The 16,397-nt window shown below is 69.4% G+C and carries 14 protein-coding genes and 1 pseudogene; 6 read left to right on the plus strand and 9 right to left on the minus strand.

Features of this window, described 5'->3' with window-relative positions; genetic code table 11:
• Positions 1 to 108: 108 nt before the first annotated feature.
• From ACHMXA_RS21240 to ACHMXA_RS21260, 5 genes are all read right to left on the minus strand, one after another.
• On the minus strand, positions 109 to 1,809 hold the full coding sequence (locus ACHMXA_RS21240) for a dihydroxy-acid dehydratase (protein WP_176666826.1): 1,701 nt from the start codon (positions 1,807 to 1,809) through the stop codon (positions 109 to 111).
• Positions 1,806 to 2,264, minus strand: coding sequence for an aconitase X swivel domain-containing protein (locus ACHMXA_RS21245; RefSeq protein ID WP_395316304.1), 459 nt, complete (start codon positions 2,262 to 2,264; stop codon positions 1,806 to 1,808). The genes ACHMXA_RS21240 and ACHMXA_RS21245 overlap by 4 nt, the downstream gene beginning before the upstream one ends.
• Positions 2,261 to 3,556, minus strand: coding sequence for an aconitase X (locus ACHMXA_RS21250; RefSeq protein WP_395316305.1), 1,296 nt, complete (start codon positions 3,554 to 3,556; stop codon positions 2,261 to 2,263). The genes ACHMXA_RS21245 and ACHMXA_RS21250 overlap by 4 nt, the downstream gene beginning before the upstream one ends.
• A 53-nt stretch (positions 3,557 to 3,609) precedes the next feature.
• Positions 3,610 to 4,467 (minus strand): IclR family transcriptional regulator, encoded by an 858-nt coding sequence (locus ACHMXA_RS21255; RefSeq protein WP_395316306.1) that lies wholly within the window; start codon positions 4,465 to 4,467, stop codon positions 3,610 to 3,612.
• 105 nt (positions 4,468 to 4,572) lie between these two features.
• Positions 4,573 to 6,033, minus strand: a complete 1,461-nt coding sequence (locus tag ACHMXA_RS21260) for an FAD-dependent oxidoreductase (RefSeq protein ID WP_395316307.1) — start codon at positions 6,031 to 6,033, stop codon at positions 4,573 to 4,575.
• Between the two features lie 155 nt (positions 6,034 to 6,188).
• Between ACHMXA_RS21260 and ACHMXA_RS21265 the strand changes: the two genes are divergently transcribed.
• On the plus strand, positions 6,189 to 7,184 hold the full coding sequence (locus tag ACHMXA_RS21265; RefSeq protein WP_395316308.1) for a Bug family tripartite tricarboxylate transporter substrate binding protein: 996 nt from the start codon (positions 6,189 to 6,191) through the stop codon (positions 7,182 to 7,184).
• Positions 7,185 to 7,189: 5 nt separating this feature from the next.
• A complete protein-coding gene (locus ACHMXA_RS21270) occupies positions 7,190 to 8,203 on the plus strand; it encodes a Bug family tripartite tricarboxylate transporter substrate binding protein (RefSeq protein WP_395316309.1) in 1,014 nt (337 codons plus the stop codon).
• A 27-nt stretch (positions 8,204 to 8,230) separates the two neighbouring features.
• Here the strand turns inward: ACHMXA_RS21270 and ACHMXA_RS21275 are convergent, their stop codons facing one another.
• On the minus strand, positions 8,231 to 9,076 hold the full coding sequence (locus ACHMXA_RS21275; protein WP_395316310.1) for an alpha/beta fold hydrolase: 846 nt from the start codon (positions 9,074 to 9,076) through the stop codon (positions 8,231 to 8,233).
• The gene (locus ACHMXA_RS21280; RefSeq protein ID WP_395316311.1) at positions 9,067 to 9,627 is read right to left on the minus strand and encodes a cytochrome b; all 561 of its coding nucleotides are present in this window, start codon (positions 9,625 to 9,627) and stop codon (positions 9,067 to 9,069) included. The genes ACHMXA_RS21275 and ACHMXA_RS21280 overlap by 10 nt, the downstream gene beginning before the upstream one ends.
• Before the next feature lie 146 nt (positions 9,628 to 9,773).
• Here ACHMXA_RS21280 and ACHMXA_RS21285 point away from each other — a divergent pair, with 146 nt between their 5' ends.
• Entirely contained in the window at positions 9,774 to 11,231 is a 1,458-nt protein-coding gene (locus ACHMXA_RS21285) for a glycosyltransferase (RefSeq protein WP_395316312.1), read from the plus strand.
• Between the two features lie 4 nt (positions 11,232 to 11,235).
• On the opposite strand, the pseudogene ACHMXA_RS21290 reads toward ACHMXA_RS21285, so the two are convergent.
• Positions 11,236 to 12,062, minus strand: a pseudogene (locus ACHMXA_RS21290) (DODA-type extradiol aromatic ring-opening family dioxygenase).
• Positions 12,063 to 12,178: 116 nt separating this feature from the next.
• Here ACHMXA_RS21290 and ACHMXA_RS21295 point away from each other — a divergent pair.
• Both ACHMXA_RS21295 and ACHMXA_RS21300 read left to right on the plus strand, forming a co-directional pair.
• The gene (locus ACHMXA_RS21295; RefSeq protein WP_395316313.1) at positions 12,179 to 13,138 is read left to right on the plus strand and encodes a LysR family transcriptional regulator; all 960 of its coding nucleotides are present in this window, start codon (positions 12,179 to 12,181) and stop codon (positions 13,136 to 13,138) included.
• A 21-nt stretch (positions 13,139 to 13,159) separates the two neighbouring features.
• Positions 13,160 to 15,016: an ABC transporter ATP-binding protein gene (locus ACHMXA_RS21300; RefSeq protein WP_176666837.1), complete on the plus strand. Its 1,857-nt coding sequence runs from the start codon at positions 13,160 to 13,162 to the stop codon at positions 15,014 to 15,016.
• Between the two features lie 7 nt (positions 15,017 to 15,023).
• Here the strand turns inward: ACHMXA_RS21300 and ACHMXA_RS21305 are convergent, their stop codons facing one another.
• Complete coding sequence (locus tag ACHMXA_RS21305) at positions 15,024 to 15,452, minus strand: VOC family protein (RefSeq protein ID WP_395316314.1); 429 nt, start codon at positions 15,450 to 15,452, stop codon at positions 15,024 to 15,026.
• A 69-nt stretch (positions 15,453 to 15,521) separates the two neighbouring features.
• Here ACHMXA_RS21305 and ACHMXA_RS21310 point away from each other — a divergent pair, with 69 nt between their 5' ends.
• Entirely contained in the window at positions 15,522 to 16,127 is a 606-nt protein-coding gene (locus tag ACHMXA_RS21310) for a TetR/AcrR family transcriptional regulator (protein WP_395316315.1), read from the plus strand.
• The last annotated feature ends 270 nt before the right edge of the window (positions 16,128 to 16,397 follow it).

Consider the following 16,397-nt stretch of genomic DNA (forward strand, 5'->3'; position numbering starts at 1 on the left):
TTTTCTTGGGTTGAAAACTCTGTCGAACTAACGAAGGCGCGCAGGGCTGCGCCACCGGGTGCGGACGGGGGTCCGCACCGGTTGGCGAAAGCCGGGGTTGAAAAAGGCCTAGCCCGGGGGCACGGTGCGTTCGGTGCGCACGAGCACCGCGCCCTTGGAAAGCGGACTCACGTTGCGCCGGTACTGCTGCAGCCAGCCGGTGTCATGCATCAGCGGGGGCGCTTGCCAGCCGTCGCGGCGCGCCTGCAGTTCGGCGTCGCTCAGGTCGATGTCGAGGCGGCGCGCGTCGAGGTCGATGGTGATGACGTCGCCGTCGCGCACCAGACCGAGCGGCCCGCCGAGCGCGGCCTCTGGCGACACCTCGGCCACCACGAGGCCCTTGCAGACCAGCCCCGAGAGGTGCCCGTCGGTCAGCAGCGCGACCTGGTCGCCGAGCCCCGCGCCGTCGACGGCGAAGACCACGCGCGATGCGCCACCGCCCATCGCCGGACCGCCGCAGGCACCGGCGCCGCGCATCACGACCACCTGCCCAGGCACGATCTCGCCCTTCTTCAGCGCGGCGATGGCCGCGTCCGAAGTCCAGAAGCACACGGCCGGGCCGGTGAAGCGGCGCACCTTGCGCTCGGCGATGCCGGTCTTGATGAGGCCCGACTCCGGCGCGAGGTTGCCGCGCAGCAGCACGATGGCCGGCAGCGGCGCCACCGGCCGGCCGATGGGGCGGATCACTTCGGCATTGGCCACCTCGGCATCGCGCAGGTTGTCGGCGACCGTGCCGCCGGTGACGGTGCGCACGCCGGTGTCGAGCAGCGGCTCCAGTTGCTTCATCAGCGCGCGGCAGCCGCCGGCCGCCTCGAAGGCTTCGATGGAGTCGTTGCCGATGGGCCGCACGCCGGCCAGCACCGGCGTCTCGGGGCCCAGGCGCTCGAACATGCCGTACACGTCGACGCCGGTCTCGCCCTCGGTCGCCACCGCCTGCAGGTGCTTGGCGGTGTTGAGCGAGCCGCCGATCGACAGCACCGCGCGCACCGCGTTGGCGAAGGCGCCGGGCGTGAGGATGTCGCGGGGCTTCAGGTCGTCCCACACCATCTGCACGATGCGCGTGCCGGCCGCGCGCACGTCGGCCATCATCTTCGGGCTCAGCGCGGCCACCGGCGCGCTGCCGGGCAGCGCCATGCCGAGCGCCTCGCAGACGATGTGCATCGAGTTGGCAGTGCCCAGGCCCGAGCACACGCCGGGGCCGCGGATGGCCTCGCGGCTCATGCCCACCAGTTCCTCAACGGGAAGATTCCCGGTGACGGCATGCATCGCGCCGATGAACACCTCCTCGATGTCCATGTGGTGGCCCTTGTACTCGCCGCTGGGCTGATAGCCGCAGGGCACGAGCAGCGTCGGGATGTTCAGCCGCGCGGCCGCCATGAGCTGGCCCGGCACGGTCTTGTCGCAGGAGGTAAGGCAGACCATGCCGTCGAGCTGCGCGCCTTCGACGGCCACCTCGATGTCGTTGGTGACGAGGTCGCGCGCACCGAGCATGTAGGCGCCGCGTGCACCCGCACCGGTGATGAAGTCGCTGGGCGCGGCGGTGCGGATCTCGAAGGGCACGCCGCCCGCTACGCGGATGGCTTCCTTGATCTCCGCCGCCACGCGGTCGAGGTGGCTGAAGCAGGCGGCCAGCTCCGAGGAGCTGTTGACGATGGCGATCTTGGGTTTCTCGCAGTCCTCCTCCGGAATGCCGAGCGCGCGCCAGTGCGCATTGCGCACCGACCAGAGATAGGAGCCGCGCGGGAAGTTGCTGCGTAGCGGGCGGGTCATGCGGCACCTTCCTGTTTCTTCTTCGTGATCTCGACCACGCCGCGGTCCGCGTCCACGCGCACCCAGTCGCCGGTCTCGATGCATTCGAGCGGGTCGCGCTCGAAGTCCGTCATCGCGGGCGAGTGCGTGACCACGGCGCCCAGCGCCATCTTGGTCGTCATCTCGTTGAACAGGAACGCGGCCGGCGCCGAGTTCATGAGCCGCGTCATGTGGAACATGGCCGACCAGCCCGAGGAGCCCTTGGCCCCCGGGAACACCAGCACCTTGCCCGCGAAGCTCTGCCCGCGCAGCTCGTGCCGCGTCTCGACGACGGTGCCGGTGCGCGGGTCGATGCCGCCCCAGCCCGAGATGCGGTCGCGCGTGACCAGCGCCTCGCCTTCCGCCACGCCGCCCACCACCTTGCGGCCGCGGATGACGATGGTTTGTTGTTGCTCCTTCACTGCTTCGGCGCTCATGCGTAGCCCCCGTTCCAGCGGCCCGTGCAGGCCGCGTCGATGCATTCGGCCGTGCTGCCGAACCAGGCCTGCACGCCGAGGATGGCGGGCAGGTAGTGCGCCTGCTTGGCGGAATCGAGCGCCACTGTCTTCGTGCCCTTGGGCACGGCGCGGCTCATGGCCGAGCAGCTGTCGCCCATGATGATGCCGCCCGCGTCCTCGATGATCTTGGTGTAGCCGTTGCGGTCGGCCAGCGCCTTGATGGCGCGCGGCGTGAAGATCCACAGCTCGCAGTCAGGATGCACCTTGCGCCCTTCGATGAGCTGCGCGGCCTCCCAGATCTGCTCGATCGTGTAGTGCGGGCAGCCCAGCATCACGTACTGCACCTCGGCGTCCCTGGCCGTGATGTTGATCTTCTCGTAGGTGGCGCGGCGCTCGGCCTCGCCATAGCGCAGCACCTCCACCGGCGCCCTGCCGCCGAGCGCCTGCTCGAGCGTGAGCGCCTCGGGCGTGACGCCGGCGATGTGATACATCTCCACGCCGCCCGAGGACGAGGCCGCCGCGCCGAAGTGCTTGAGCCTCGGCAGGTTGGGCACCCGCGAGATGCCGCGCCGGCTGTGCACCACCGGCACCCGCTCCTGCACGTGCTCGCCGATGTAATAGCCGAGCAGGCCCCAGTCCTGCACCGATTCGACTTCGATGTCGAGCTCGACCACGTGCGTGGCGCGGCGGTTCTGGTCGAGGTGGTAGCCCCAGTAGGGAATGCGTCCGGTGAGCATGGCCGCGCCGGTGCTCTCGCGGCCTTCGGTGTTGGTGCGCGCGCCCAGCACCGAATTGCAGTAAACGACCGCCGACGACTCCATCCACGCGCAGTGCTCGCCGCGCGTCGGGATGTTGCCGACCTGGTAGGGCGTGCAGGTGTTCATGATCTGCGCGCCGAGGCCGGCCGCGTGGCGCTCGCTCTTGTTGTAGAACTGGACAATCTCCTCGCTCACGCCCATGCGCTCGGGCTGGCCGGGGTCGAAGCCCAGCTGCAGGTGGCTGGTGAAGACCTTGAACTTGGGGATCTCGACGGTCTCCTGGCTGTCGAGGCTGAATTCGGAGAACACCGCGTCCATGCCGCCGCCCTTTGCGAGCGCGAAGTCGCGCTGGAAGGGTGTGGTCGAAGTGATGGTGGCACAGACGTTGCGCGTCTCGACCAATCGCTCTGCCCCCAATGCCTCGCCGTAGCGCACCAGCAGGTCCATCGCCTTCTGCACGGCCGGGCCGTCGCGGCCGTCGTACATGGCTTTTTCTTCATCGCTCAGGTGCATGACCTGTGTCTCCGTTCTTCTGTGTCGTGGGGAATGGACCCCGGCCGGGACTGCTAGCCCGGCGAGGGTGTGGGTGTCGGGGTCGGCACGTGCCCGCCGATGTCGCGCGCGATGCTCAGCGCGATGTCGTGCAGGCGCGGCGCGAGTTCGTTGCGCAGCCGGTCTTCCGTGAACACGAAGGCGGCGCCGCCGCCGTTGAGCGCCATCACCTCGCCGTCGGGCCCGATGAGGGGCACCGACACCGAATTGATCTCGCGGTGGAACTCGCCGAGGGAAAGGCAGTAGCCCAGCCGCTTCGATTCGCCGATGGCGCGGTTCATGCCGGGCGCGATGCTGTCCCACTCGGGCCCGCGCAGCAGGCGCATCGAGTCGACGAGCTGGTTGCGCTGCGCCTCGGGCAGCGCCGAGAGGTACGCGCGGCCGAGCGCCGAGTTGGCCAGCGGTGCGCGCGAGCCGACGTCGAGACGCGCCGAGAGCATCGACGAGCGCGGGCGGCAGGCCTCGATCAGCACCATCTCCATGCCGTCGCGGATCGCGAGGTAGACCGAAGCCCCCACCTCCTCCGCCATCGCCTGCATGCTGGGCCGTGCGGCGGCGCGCACGTCGAGGCTGCCGAGGAACACGCGCGACAGCGACACCACGCCCGGGCCGAGCATGAAGCGGTCGGGCGCTTGCGCCGGCTTGAGCATGCCCAGCGAGAGCAGCGTGGCGACCAGCCGGTTGACGGTGGCGCGCGGAATGCCGGTCATGCGCGCCAGGTCGGCATGGCCGAGCACGGGCCGGTCTTCGCTGAAGCAGCGCAGCACCGAGATGCCGCGCTCCAGCGCGCTCACGGTGTCGGAGCGCTCGCCGCGCGCGTCGGCCTGCTGTTCGGCCTGGGGGAAAGAGGTGTCGTTCTTTTCGGTGGACATGGAGGAACCCTTCGCAAGACTCTCAGGATCGGGACTACCGAATGTAGAGGCTCGCGGATGGAGGGTTGCCGGGTTCATGGCCGTGCGAGTTCCAGTGCAGGCCCATCAGGCGCCGGCCTCGGCCGTGGCGGGCGAAGCCGCCGCGCCCTGCCCCGTACCGGCCCCGGCGCGCAGATGCACGCCCTGCTCCAGCAGCGCGGACTGCAGCGCACCCACGTCGACGAAGCGCGGCTCGATGCCGCCGCGCGAGGCGAGCGCGGCCGCCACGCCGGCCGCCTGTCCGGTGATCCAGCACTGCGGGATCTCGCGCATGAAGCCGTGCGAGTTGCGGTCGCAGGAGATGTGGCGCCCGCAGGCCAGCAGGCCGTCGAGCTGCTTCGGCACCAGTGCGCCGTAGGGAATGGAGATGTTCGGGAACTTGGGCGAGACGGCAGGCGACATGCCGATCTCGTCGGCCAGCGGCACGCCGTCGGGCCACTGGCTGCGCAGCACCGAGCCCACGCCGACGAGGCGGCGCGCATGGCGCACGCCGATCTGCGGCGCGCTCAGCATCAGGTAGGCGTTCTCGAAACCGGGCGCATGGGCGCGGAAGTAGTCGAGGTGCGCGGCCATGGCGCGGTGCGAGCGCACCTCCACGGCGGTGAGGTCGTCCACGTCGAGCGCCGAGTAGCCCGACTGGCGCGGCCCCATGAAGAGCGCCACGTCGTTGCGCCACGAGACGAAGGGCCGCTCGAACAGGCCGCACTGCTCGCGCCCGCCCGCCATGAAGGCGGTGAAGGCCTCGGGCTGGCCGGCCTTGAACTCGATCCAGCGGTTCATGTCCACGCCGCCGAAGAGCCAGGAGGTGTTCATGCAGTGATGCACGTCGGCCTCCTCGATGTCGTTCACGTACTCGGCGCCGGCGCGGGCGAACAGGTCGCCGTCGCCGGTGGCGTCGACCACTACGTCGGCCATGATGGCCATGCGGCCCTCCTTGCTCTCGAACACCACGCCCTTCACCGCGCCGTCCTGCACGATGGGAATGGCGGCCCACGAGTGGTAGATGAGCTTGACCTTGCGCTCCAGCACGATCTCCTGCGAGAGCAGCTTCAGCCGCTCTGGGTCGATGGTGGGCGACCAGGTGACGACGCCGTGGTAGGCGGCGGTGCGCTGCGACCAGTGGGCGGCCTTGGCCGCGTCCTGCGAGCCCCAGTCATCGCGCGCCGGGCCGGCGATGGCCTCGGCCGGCAGGCGGTCGAACAGCTCTTCGGCAAAGCCGCGGATGACCAGCTTGCCTTCCCAGTCGGTCATGCGGTCGATCCAGATGACCAGGCCGCCGGTCGACAGGCCGCCCAGGTGGTTGTAGCGCTCCAGCAGCGCAACGTCGGCGCCCGCGCGGGCGGCGGCGGCAGCGGCGGCGGTGCCCGAAGGGCCGCCGCCCACCACCAGCACGCCGCAGCGGTGATAGACCGGAATGCTCTTGCCGGGCTCGGCCCAGCTGCCGTGGTCAGGCCGCTTGACGCGGCTGTCGCGGTCGAAGATGTCGGAAGACAGGATGCGCTCGTCGGTACGGACGACAGTTTTCATGGATGCGTTCTCGGCTTGGCTTGTTTCGTCGTATTTTGATTTCACTTTCCATTTTTTGAAAGTTAAAAGTCCAATATTTGGGGTATTCCCTAGTAAATATGGATTTTTATGGATTTCAAGATCAATATTGAAAAAGCATTCCAACGGAGACATCGATGAAGAAACCCCACGGCACCCGCCGTGCCTTCGGCTCGGCCATCGGCGCCGCAGTCCTTCTGGGCCTCGCGCCCATGGCCATGGCGCAGGACTTCCCGGCGCGCGGCAAGCCCATCCGCATCGTCGTGGGCTTCACGCCCGGCGGCGGCACCGACGCGCAGGCGCGCATCGTTGCGCAGAAGCTCGGCGAGGTGCTGGGCACCAGCGTGATCGTCGACAACAAGCCCGGCGCCAGCACCATGCTCGCGGCCAACGAGGTGTCGCGCGCCCTGCCCGACGGCTACACGCTGCTGTACGCGCCCTCTTCCACCATGGCGCAGAACCCGCACACCTTCGCGCAGGTGCCGTACGACCCGTTCAAGGACTTCACCGCCATCTCGATGGGCGGGCGCGGGCCGCTGGTGCTGTCGCTGAGCACCACCGTGCCGGTCAACAACGTGAAGGAGCTGGTGGCCTACGTGAAGTCGCACCCCGGCAAGGTGAGCTACGCCTCGTTCGGCGCGGGCACCTCCTCGCACATCTACGGCGAGGCCTTCGTGAAGAAGACCGGCATCGACGCGGTGCACATTCCGTACAAGGGCGGCTCCGACGCGGCAAAGGACCTGATCGGCGGGCGCGTGCAGTACATGTTCGACTCGGCCTCCTCGGCCATCATCACCGCATCCAGCGGCAAGGTGAAGATCCTCGCGGTGGCATCGAACGCGCGCATCGCGGCGCTGCCCAACGTGCCCACCTTCGCCGAGCAGGGCTACGCCGGGCTCGACCTGCCGAGCTGGCTGGGCTTCTACGGGCCGGCGCGCATGCCGACGCCGGTGGTGGAAAAGCTCAACACGGCGCTAGCCAAGGTGCTGGCGATGCCGCAGGTGCAGGAGTTCTACCGCAGCGGCGGCTACGAGGCGGGCGCGACCACGCCGGCCGAGTTCGCGAGCATCACGCGCTCGACCTACGACAGCTGGGGCGCGATGGTGCAGCAGGTCGGATTGGTCAAACAATGAGCGACATGACGGCTTCTTCTTTTTCCGCTTCGCTGCACCGCAGGCGCTTCGCGGCCTGGCTCGCGCTCGGCGCCGCAAGCCCCTTGCTGCCGGCCCTTGCCGCCGCGCCCTTTCCGGAAAAGGGCCGCACGATCCGCATCGTGCTGGGCCTGGCGGCCGGCGGCGCCTCGGACGCGCAGGCGCGCTTCGTCGCGAACAAGCTCGGCGAGGTGCTGCAGACGCCGGTGATCGTGGAGAACCGGCCGGGCGCGAGCTTCATCCTCGCGACCGAGGAAGTGATCCGCTCCGCGCCCGACGGCTACACCTTCATGTACGCGCCCTCCTCCGTGGTGGCGCAGAACCCGCAGACGCTGGCGCAGGTGCGCTACGACCCGTTCAAGGACCTCACGCCCATCTCGCTCGGCGCGCGCGGCCCGCTGGTGCTGACCGTGCACACGAGCGTGCCGGCGCGCACGGTGCAGGAGCTGGTGGCATACATCAAGGCCAATCCGGGGAAGATGAGCTATGCCTCCTTCGGCACCGGCACCTCCTCGCACATCTACGGCGAGGCCTTCGCGCGGCAGGCCGGGCTGGACGTGGTGCACGTGCCCTACAAGGGCGGCGCCGACGCGGCCAAGGACTTTCTCGCGGGCCGCGTGCAGTACTACTTCGACGCGGCGCCCAACGCCATCCAGAACACGGCCACCGGCAAGGTGCGCATGCTCGCGGTGGCCGCGCCCAAGCGCAGCCCGATGCTGCCCGACGTGCCCACCATGGGCGAACAGGGCGTGAGCGGCGTCGACATGCCCAGCTGGCTGGGCTTCTACGGCCCGGCGCGCATGCCGGCGCCGGTGGTGGAGAAGCTCAATGCCGCGCTGGCGCAGGTACTGGCGATGTCGGCCACGCGCGACTTCTTCCGCCAGGGCGCGTACGAGGCCGAGTCGTCGAGCCCGAAGCAGCTGGCCGACCTGACGCGCGCCACCTATGACCAGTGGGGCGACATCATCCGCAAGCTGGGGCTGGTGAAGCAGCAGCAATAGCGGCCGCAATCACGGCCGCAGCGAGGCTCAGCGGAAAAACTCCAGAAGCCGCGCGTTGACCTCGTCGGCGCGCTCATACTGCGCCCAGTGCCCGGCGCCATCAATCACCACGCCCTCGCGCCCCGGACCTTCGGCGGCAAGCTGCGCCACCAGCGGGCGCGGATCGGCCGTCACGTCGAACTCGCCCCACAGCAGCAGCGTGGGCACACCCATCGTGGCCAGCGCCTGCTGCAGCCCGCCCGACTGCGACACCTCCTTGCTGCGAAAGCGCGTGCCGTGGCAGGAGATGTCGTGGATCTCGAAAGCCAGCGCGTCAATGGCGGCCGGATCGTGCAGCATCAGAGCGGCCAGGTTGTTCAGCAGCGCGGCGCGTTCGGCCTCACGGTCGGGGGCGGCGCGCCAGTTGATCATCTGCGCCGTCATGCGCCGCAGCGTGCCGTGGCCGCCGCTGCCGATCAGCGCAAGCCGGCGGACCGCACCGCGACCGGCGCCGAAGCGCGCGGCCGTCAGCCCGCCGAAGGAGAAGCCGCCGAGGTCGATGACGGTGCCTGCGCCGATGAGCTGGTCGAGCGTGCCGCCGAGCGCGGCGAGCAGCGGCTGCAGCGGGTCTTCGCCGGGTGCCACGCGCGGCGGTGCGTCGGATTCGTTGAAGCCGGGCATGTCGGGCAGCCACAGCGTGCGGCCGGCCGAGAGTGCCTGGGCATTGAGCAGCCAGTGCATCCAGCTGCCGTGGCCGCCGTGCAGCAATACGAGCGGCGGGCGACTGGTGTCCGTGCCGAAGCGGCGCCAGCGCACGCGCACGCCCTCGTGCACCGCGTCGTGATGGGTCGAGAGCGCGTCGATGCGCGCAATGAGGTCGGCGTTCAAGGCCACATCCTCTGCAGTTCGCGTTCGCCGTCGAGGAACTGGTGCTTCAGCGCGGCCAGCACGTGCAGGCCGACGAGCACGTACAGCACGTAGCCGGCCCATTCGTGCACGCCGCCCAGCACGGTGTGCCAGGTTTCCTTCACCGTCGGCTCGATGGCCATGATCCAGCCGATGCGCGGCCATTCGAAGAGGCCGAAGAGCTGCATCGGGTGCGTGGCGGCGTCCTTCCAGGCCGAGTCGTGCATCCAGCCCGACAGCGGCAGCAGGATCATCAGCCCATACAGCGCGCCGTGCGCCAGGTGGGCTGCGAAGCGCTCGAAGGCGCCGTAGGAGCCCGGCATGGCCGGCGGCTTGTGCGTGGCGCGCCAGAGGATGCGCATGATGACCAGGCCCAGCACCGTGATGCCTATGGACTTGTGGGTGTCGACGGCCGGGCGCACCCACTCGTCGGGATAGCGGTCGACCAGCAGGATCAGCGCGATGTTGATGATCATGAGCACCGCGATCAGCCAGTGCAGCGCGATCGCGGTTCGGGTGTAGCGGGTTTGTGCGAGCATGCGGGGAATTTTCGGGCGGGGGCCGACTCAGTCGGAAGCGCGTGCGATTGTCCGGGCATTCCCCGGGCTTTTCGAAACCGCAGGCCGAGTATTTGCGTATCACGAACCACCAATCGACCGACCGACTGCCGCCCGGGCCACTTCCCTTGAACGATCCTCTGCAAAGCGCCTTCCTGGCCGCGTCGCCGCGCCTGTCTCCCCCCGCCACGCCGCTGCGCAGCTGGCTGATCCACGGGGGCGTGCTCGTGCTGTGGGCACTGCTCTTCGCCATGGCGTTCAAGGCGGTCGACGTGGGGGCATGGTCGGTGGGCGTGGCCTACGTGCTGTACGACACGGTGCTGCTGCTCTTCGTCGCGTGGATGACGCTGCCGATCCTGCGGCCTCGGCCGACGCCTTCGCCGGCGGCAGCCGCGCGGCGCAACACCCTGGGCGTGATCGTCGCCTCGCACAACGAGGCCGCCGTGCTGCCGGTAACGCTGGCCGCCCTGCTGGCCCAGAGCGACCTGCCCGACCGCATCGTGATCGCGGACGACGGCTCGAGCGACGGCACGGCCGAACTGCTCACCACCCGCTACGGGCTCGTCGCTCCGGAGCCCGGCGCGCTGAGCGCCCCCAGCACGCTGCATCCCTCGCTGCGCTGGCTGCGGCTGCCGCACGGCGGCAAGGCGGTGGCGCTGAACGCGGCCATCCTGTGCATCGACACCGACATCGTGCTCACGGTCGACGGCGACACCCTGCTCGACGGCCGCGCCATCGGCGCCGTGCGCCGCGCCTTTTCGGAGGAGCCGGAGCTCGTGGCCGCCACCGGCGTCATCACGCCCGTGTGCAGCCGTACGCTGGCCGGCCGCTGCTTCCAGTGGTTCCAGACCTATGAGTACATCCGCAACTTCCTCTCGCGCTATGCGTGGATGCGCGTCAACGGCCTGCTGCTGATCTCGGGCGCCTTCGCGGGCTTTCGCACCGAGGCCGTGCGCGCGGTGGGCGGCTTCGACACCGACTGCCTGGTCGAAGACTACGAGCTCATCCACCGCCTGCACCGCCACGCCCAGGCCCACGGCCTGCCGTGGACCGTGCGCGTGCTCGGCGACGCGCAGGCGCACACCGATGCACCGAGCAGCACCGGCGCCTTCCTGCGCCAGCGCCGCCGCTGGTTCGGCGGTTTCCTGCAGACGCAGTTCTGGTACCGCGCGATGGTCGGCGACCGGCGCTACGGCTGGCTCGGCGTCGCGATGCTGCCGGTCAAGGCGGTCGACACGCTGCAGCCGCTCTATGGCCTGGCCGCATTCGGGCTGCTGCTGGTGTACCTGGTGCGCGGCAACCTCGGCGTGCTGGCGCCGGTGGCCGGCGTGATCGGCGCGAAGATCGTGCTCGACCTCGTCTTCCACCTGTGGTCGGTGCACCTGTACCGGCGCTGGCTGGGCAACGGCGGCGAAGCCAACTTCGTGCAGGCCTTCGCGGCCGCGCTGGTCGAGCCCTTCACCTTCCAGATCCTGAGGCACACGGGCGCGGCCTGGGGCTGGTGGACGTTCCTGACGGGTCGCGGCACCTGGGGCCGGCAGACGCGCGTGGGGCTGGTGGATGCCGACGGCGCGCGCCGCAACTGAAACGTCAGGCGCCGAAGCGGAAGCTCGACACCACCAGTCCGCCCATGAACGCGTCCTCGTGATAGACGCGCTCGCCGGCCTCGCCCTCGGCGGCGCCGACGGCCACCATCAGCGGAATCAGGTGCTCCTCGCGCGGATGCGCCATGCGCGCGGCGGGGGCTGAATCCCACTGCAGCAGTTGCGCGCTGCGCTCGCCGGCCGTGCTCTTCACCACGGCAGCGTCGAGCCAGTCGTCGAAGGCCTTCGACACGCCGTGAGCCTGCGGGCCGAAGTTGCGCAGGTTGTGGTAGCTCAGCCCGCTGCCGACGATCAGCACGTTCTCGTCGCGCAGCGGTGCGATCGCACGGCCCAGCGCGAGGTGTTCGGCAGGGTCGAGGCCGCGGCGCAGCGACAGCTGCACCACCGGCACGTCGGCCCTGGGGTAGATCGCGGCCATCGGCGAGAACATGCCGTGGTCGTAGCCGCGCTGGGGGTCGATCTGCACCGGCAGGCCGGCGGCGGCGATGAGCGACTGCACGCGCTGCGCCAGTTCGGGCGAGCCGGGCGAGTCGTAGCGCACCTCGTAGGTGTGCGGGGGAAGCCGCCGTAGTCGTAGATCATGGGCGGCTTGGGGTTGCCCTGCACCGTGAAGGCGGGCGCCTCCCAGTGCGCCGACACCATCAGGATGGCGGCGGGGGTGCGGCCGATCTGGCGCGGCATGTCGGCCAGCGAGGCTTCGAGCCGGTCGTAGGTCGGGCCCATTTCCTTCTTCATCCAGGGCCAGGGGCCGCCGCCGTGCGAAATGAAGTACGTAGGCAGGCGCGGCGAAACAGCGGTGTTGTCGTGGGTCAAGTCGATGCTCCTTGAAAGCGTTGCATCGACTCTAGACATTTCCCCGTAAGAAATCGACAGGCTACGATGCATCGAATCAGTTCCTGCCAGGAAATCTTCGAGAAGGACGTTCTCTCATGGACCGGATGACCAGCCTGCGGGTGTTCCGCGAAGTCGTGGAAGCGGGCAGCTTCGTGGCGGCGGCCGAGCGGCTTGGCATGTCGCCGCCGATGGCCAGCAAGCATGTCGCGCAGCTGGAGAAGTCGCTGGGCGCGCGGCTGCTGCACCGCTCCAGCCGCCACCTGAGCCTGACCGAGGCCGGCACCGCCTGGTACGAGCAGAGCCGCCGCGCGCTCGACCTGCTCGACGCGGCCGAGGCCGCCATCGGCCAGGCGCACGACACGCCGCGCGGCCAGCTCAAGGTGAGCGCGCCCGTGTGGTGCGCCACGCCGCGCTTCGCCCGCGTGCTGGCCGACTACCGAGAGAAGTACCCCGAAGTGCTGGTCGACATGCACCTGGAGAACCGCAAGGTCGACCTGGCGGCCGACGGCTACGACATCGCGCTGCGCGCCACGCAGGAGCCCTCGCCCGCGCTGATCGCCCGGCCGCTGTGCCGCGTGCCCTTCTTCCTCGCGGGCACGCCGGCCTGCCTGGAGCGCACGGGCGGCATGCCCTCGGTGCCGGCCGATCTCGCACGGGTGGGCGCGATCGTGCCCAGCTACGTGAACCTGGACAACCTCGCGCTCAAGGGGCCGGGCGGGCGGATGTTTCCGCTGCGGCTGGTGCCGGCCATGCGCTCGGACGACACCACGCTCACGCTGCATGCGGTGCGCGCGGACATGGGCATCGCCTACATGCCCACCTGGCTGATCGACGACGACATCGCGCAGGGCCGCCTGGTGCGGCTGCTGCCGGATTTCGAGGCCACGCCCGTGACGCTCTTCGCGGTGTACACCAGCCGGCAGTACATGTCGCCCAAGCTGCGCACTTTCATCGACTTCCTGGGCGAGAGGCTGGGCGACATGGAGCCTGCCGAGCGCCTGCCGAAGAACGCACCTTTTCGGGGCAAGGTCATGCATGCGCGGCTAAAGTCCTGAGCTCTCCGGGAGACTGTGCCCTTGTTCCGCTTCTTCGAAAAACTCCTTCACCCCTACCCCGCCGCAGAACCCGCGCTGCCGCCGCAGGGCTTCCTCGCCTTCCTCTGGGCCTGCACGCACGGCGTGCGGGGCAAGATCGCGGTGATGGCGCTGCTCACCGCCGCCATGTCGATCTTCGAGGCCGCGCTGTTCGCCATCCTCGGGCGCATCGTCGACTGGCTCGCGGGCCAGGAGCCCTCGCGCCTGTGGCAGGACCGCGGCGGCACGCTCATGTGGCTGGCCGCCTTCCTGGTCATCAGCATCGTGGTGGTGGCGCTGCAGACCATCGTGAAGCACCAGACGCTCGCGGTGAACCTCCCGATGCGCCTGCGCTGGAACTTCCACCGGCTGATGCTGGGCCAGAGCATGGCCTTCTACCAGGACGAGTTCGCGGGCCGCATCACGGCCAAGGTCATGCAGACCGCGCTGGCGGTGCGCGACACCGTGTTCGTGCTGGCCGACGTGCTGGTGGCCATGGGCGTGTACGTGGCCACGATGATCATCCTGGTGGGCCTGCTCGACGCGCAGCTGGTCTGGCCCTTCCTGATCTGGCTGGCGCTGTACATCGGCTCGCTGGTGTACTTCGTGCCGCGCCTGGGCAAGGTCGGCAAGGAGCAGGCCGACGCGCGCGCGCTCATGACCGGCCGCGTGACCGACGCCTACACCAACATCGCCACCGTCAAGCTGTTCTCGCACACGCAGCGCGAAGCCGGCTTCGCCCGCGACGCGATGCGCGAATTCATGAAGACGGGCTACGGCCAGATGCGGCTGGTGAGCGCCTTCGAGATCGTCAACCACACACTGAGCATGGGCCTCACGGCCGGCATGGCGGGCGTGGCGCTGTGGCTGTGGTCGCACGGCGCGGTCGGCATCGGCGCGGTGGCGGCGGCCACGGCAATGGCGCTGCGGCTGCAGGGCATGTCGCACTGGATCATGTGGGAGATGACCAGCCTGTTCGAGAACATCGGCACGGTGCAGGACGGCATGAAGACGCTCTCGCGACCGCGCACGGTGGTCGACGCCGCCGACGCGAAGGCGCTCGAGGTGCCGCGCGGCGAGGTGCGCTTCGAGCACGCGAGCTTCCGCTACGCCGACGCGGGCCGCCGCGTCATCGACGACCTGACGCTGACGGTGAAGCCCGGCGAGAAGATCGGCCTGGTCGGCCGCTCGGGCGCGGGCAAGTCGACGCTGGTGAACCTGCTGCTGCGCTTCCACGACCTGGAAAGCGGCCGCATCCTGATCGACGGGCAGGACATCGCGCACGTCACGCAGGACTCGCTGCGCAGCCACATCGGCATGGTCACGCAGGACACGTCGCTCATGCACCGCTCGGTGGCCGACAACGTCGCCTACGGCCGGCCCGACGCGACGAAGGAGCAGATCGAGGCCGCCGCCAGGCGCGCCGAGGCGCACGACTTCATCCAGACGCTGGGCGACGCGAGCGGCCGGCGCGGCTACGAGGCGCACGTGGGCGAGCGCGGCGTGAAGCTCTCGGGCGGCCAGCGCCAGCGCGTGGCCATTGCGCGCGTGATGCTGAAGGACGCGCCGATCCTGCTGCTCGACGAGGCCACCAGCGCGCTCGACTCGGAAGTGGAGGCCGCCATCCAGCAGAGCCTCTACACGCTGATGGAAGGCAAGACCGTGATCGCCATCGCGCACCGGCTCTCGACCATCGCAGCGATGGACCGGCTCATCGTGCTCGACGAAGGCCGCGTGGTGGAAGAAGGCGACCACCGCACGCTGATGGCCCAGGGCGGGCTGTACGCGCGGCTGTGGGCGCACCAGAGCGGCGGCTTCCTGGGCGACAGCCTGGAAGAAGACGAGGCGCTGCGCGCCTGACCGGCCTTCAGGTCGGGAGGGCGCCCGCTTCGTACTGCGCGGCGAATTCACCCGACGGCGGGATCGGCTTGATGACGTCGATCAGCACCCCGTTCGGGTCGCGCGTGATGAAGTGGCGCTGGCCGAAGGCCTCGTCGCGCAGCGGCAGCAGGATCGGCAGGCCGGCGGCCTTCAGCCGGTCGTGCACCGCGTCGGGGTCGTCCACCTCGAAGTTCAGCAGCGTGCCGCTCGCCACCTGCCCGCGCGCGGCGGCCGGAATGGTCTCGTGCCGGCCGTCGAGCACGGCGAGGTTCACCGAGGGCTCGTCCGCCAACTGCAGATGCACGTACCAGTCGCTGGTGAACAGCGGCACGAAGCCGAAGTGCGCCTTGTAGAAATCCGCCGTTCCCGCGACGTCGTGGGTCATGAGAACGGGGTAGTAGCTCGTCACTTTCACAATGATCCTTTCATTTAACATACAGACTGCATGTAAATTGAATATAACTTACCAACAGGCTGCATGTAAATGAGCAAAGCCAGTTCCGAAACGGTCAGGACCAACCGCGAACGCACCGAAACCACGCGCCTCGCGCTGCTCGATGCCGCGCGCGCTCTCTTCGTCGACAAGGGCTACGGCGACACCTCCACGCCGGAGATCGCGGTGGCCGCGGGCATCACGCGCGGCGCGCTCTACCACCACTTCACCGACAAGCGCGACCTGTTCCGCCAGGTGCTGCTGCGCGAGGGCCAGGCCGTGGCGGCCGACATCGAGGCGGCCGCGCCCGAGCAGCTCTCGCCGCGCGAGGCGCTGCTCGAAGGCAGCAAGGCCTACCTGAGCGCGATGACGGCACCGGGCCGCACGCGGCTGCTGCTGATCGACGGCCCCGCGGTGCTGGGCATGGAGGAGATCGTGGCCATGGACAACGCGACTTCGGCCGCATCGCTTCGCGAAGGGCTGGCGCGTGCCGGCGTGGGCAAGGACGAGGTGTCGCTCGATGCCCTCACACAGTTGCTCGCGGCGGCCTTCGACCGGGCCGCGCTGGCCATCGATGCCGGCGCGAACGTGGAAGAAACCCGCGCGGCGATGTTCTGGCTGCTGGAACGCACCCTGGGCCCGGCCAGGAAGCGCTGACGGCCGCCGGGCATGCCGGACAAACCCGGTGCGGTGCTTCACACACGCCTACAGCGCCCGCCGCCCCCTGCCGACAGCGAGGACCCGAAGGAAGCGCAATGCTGAATTCGTCTTCAACACAGCAGAGGAGTCCTCGCGTGAATTCCATCATTTACATCGTCGGTCTGGTCGTGGTCGTCGTCGCCGTGCTCTCGTTCTTCGGCCTCCGCTAGCCCCGCGCGCATCCCCTCAAACGGGGCCGTTCGCGGCCCCGTTCTTCGTCGTGCCTGG

Source organism: Variovorax sp. UC74_104 (assembly GCF_044055375.1).
In the GTDB taxonomy this organism is placed as follows: domain Bacteria; phylum Pseudomonadota; class Gammaproteobacteria; order Burkholderiales; family Burkholderiaceae_C; genus Variovorax.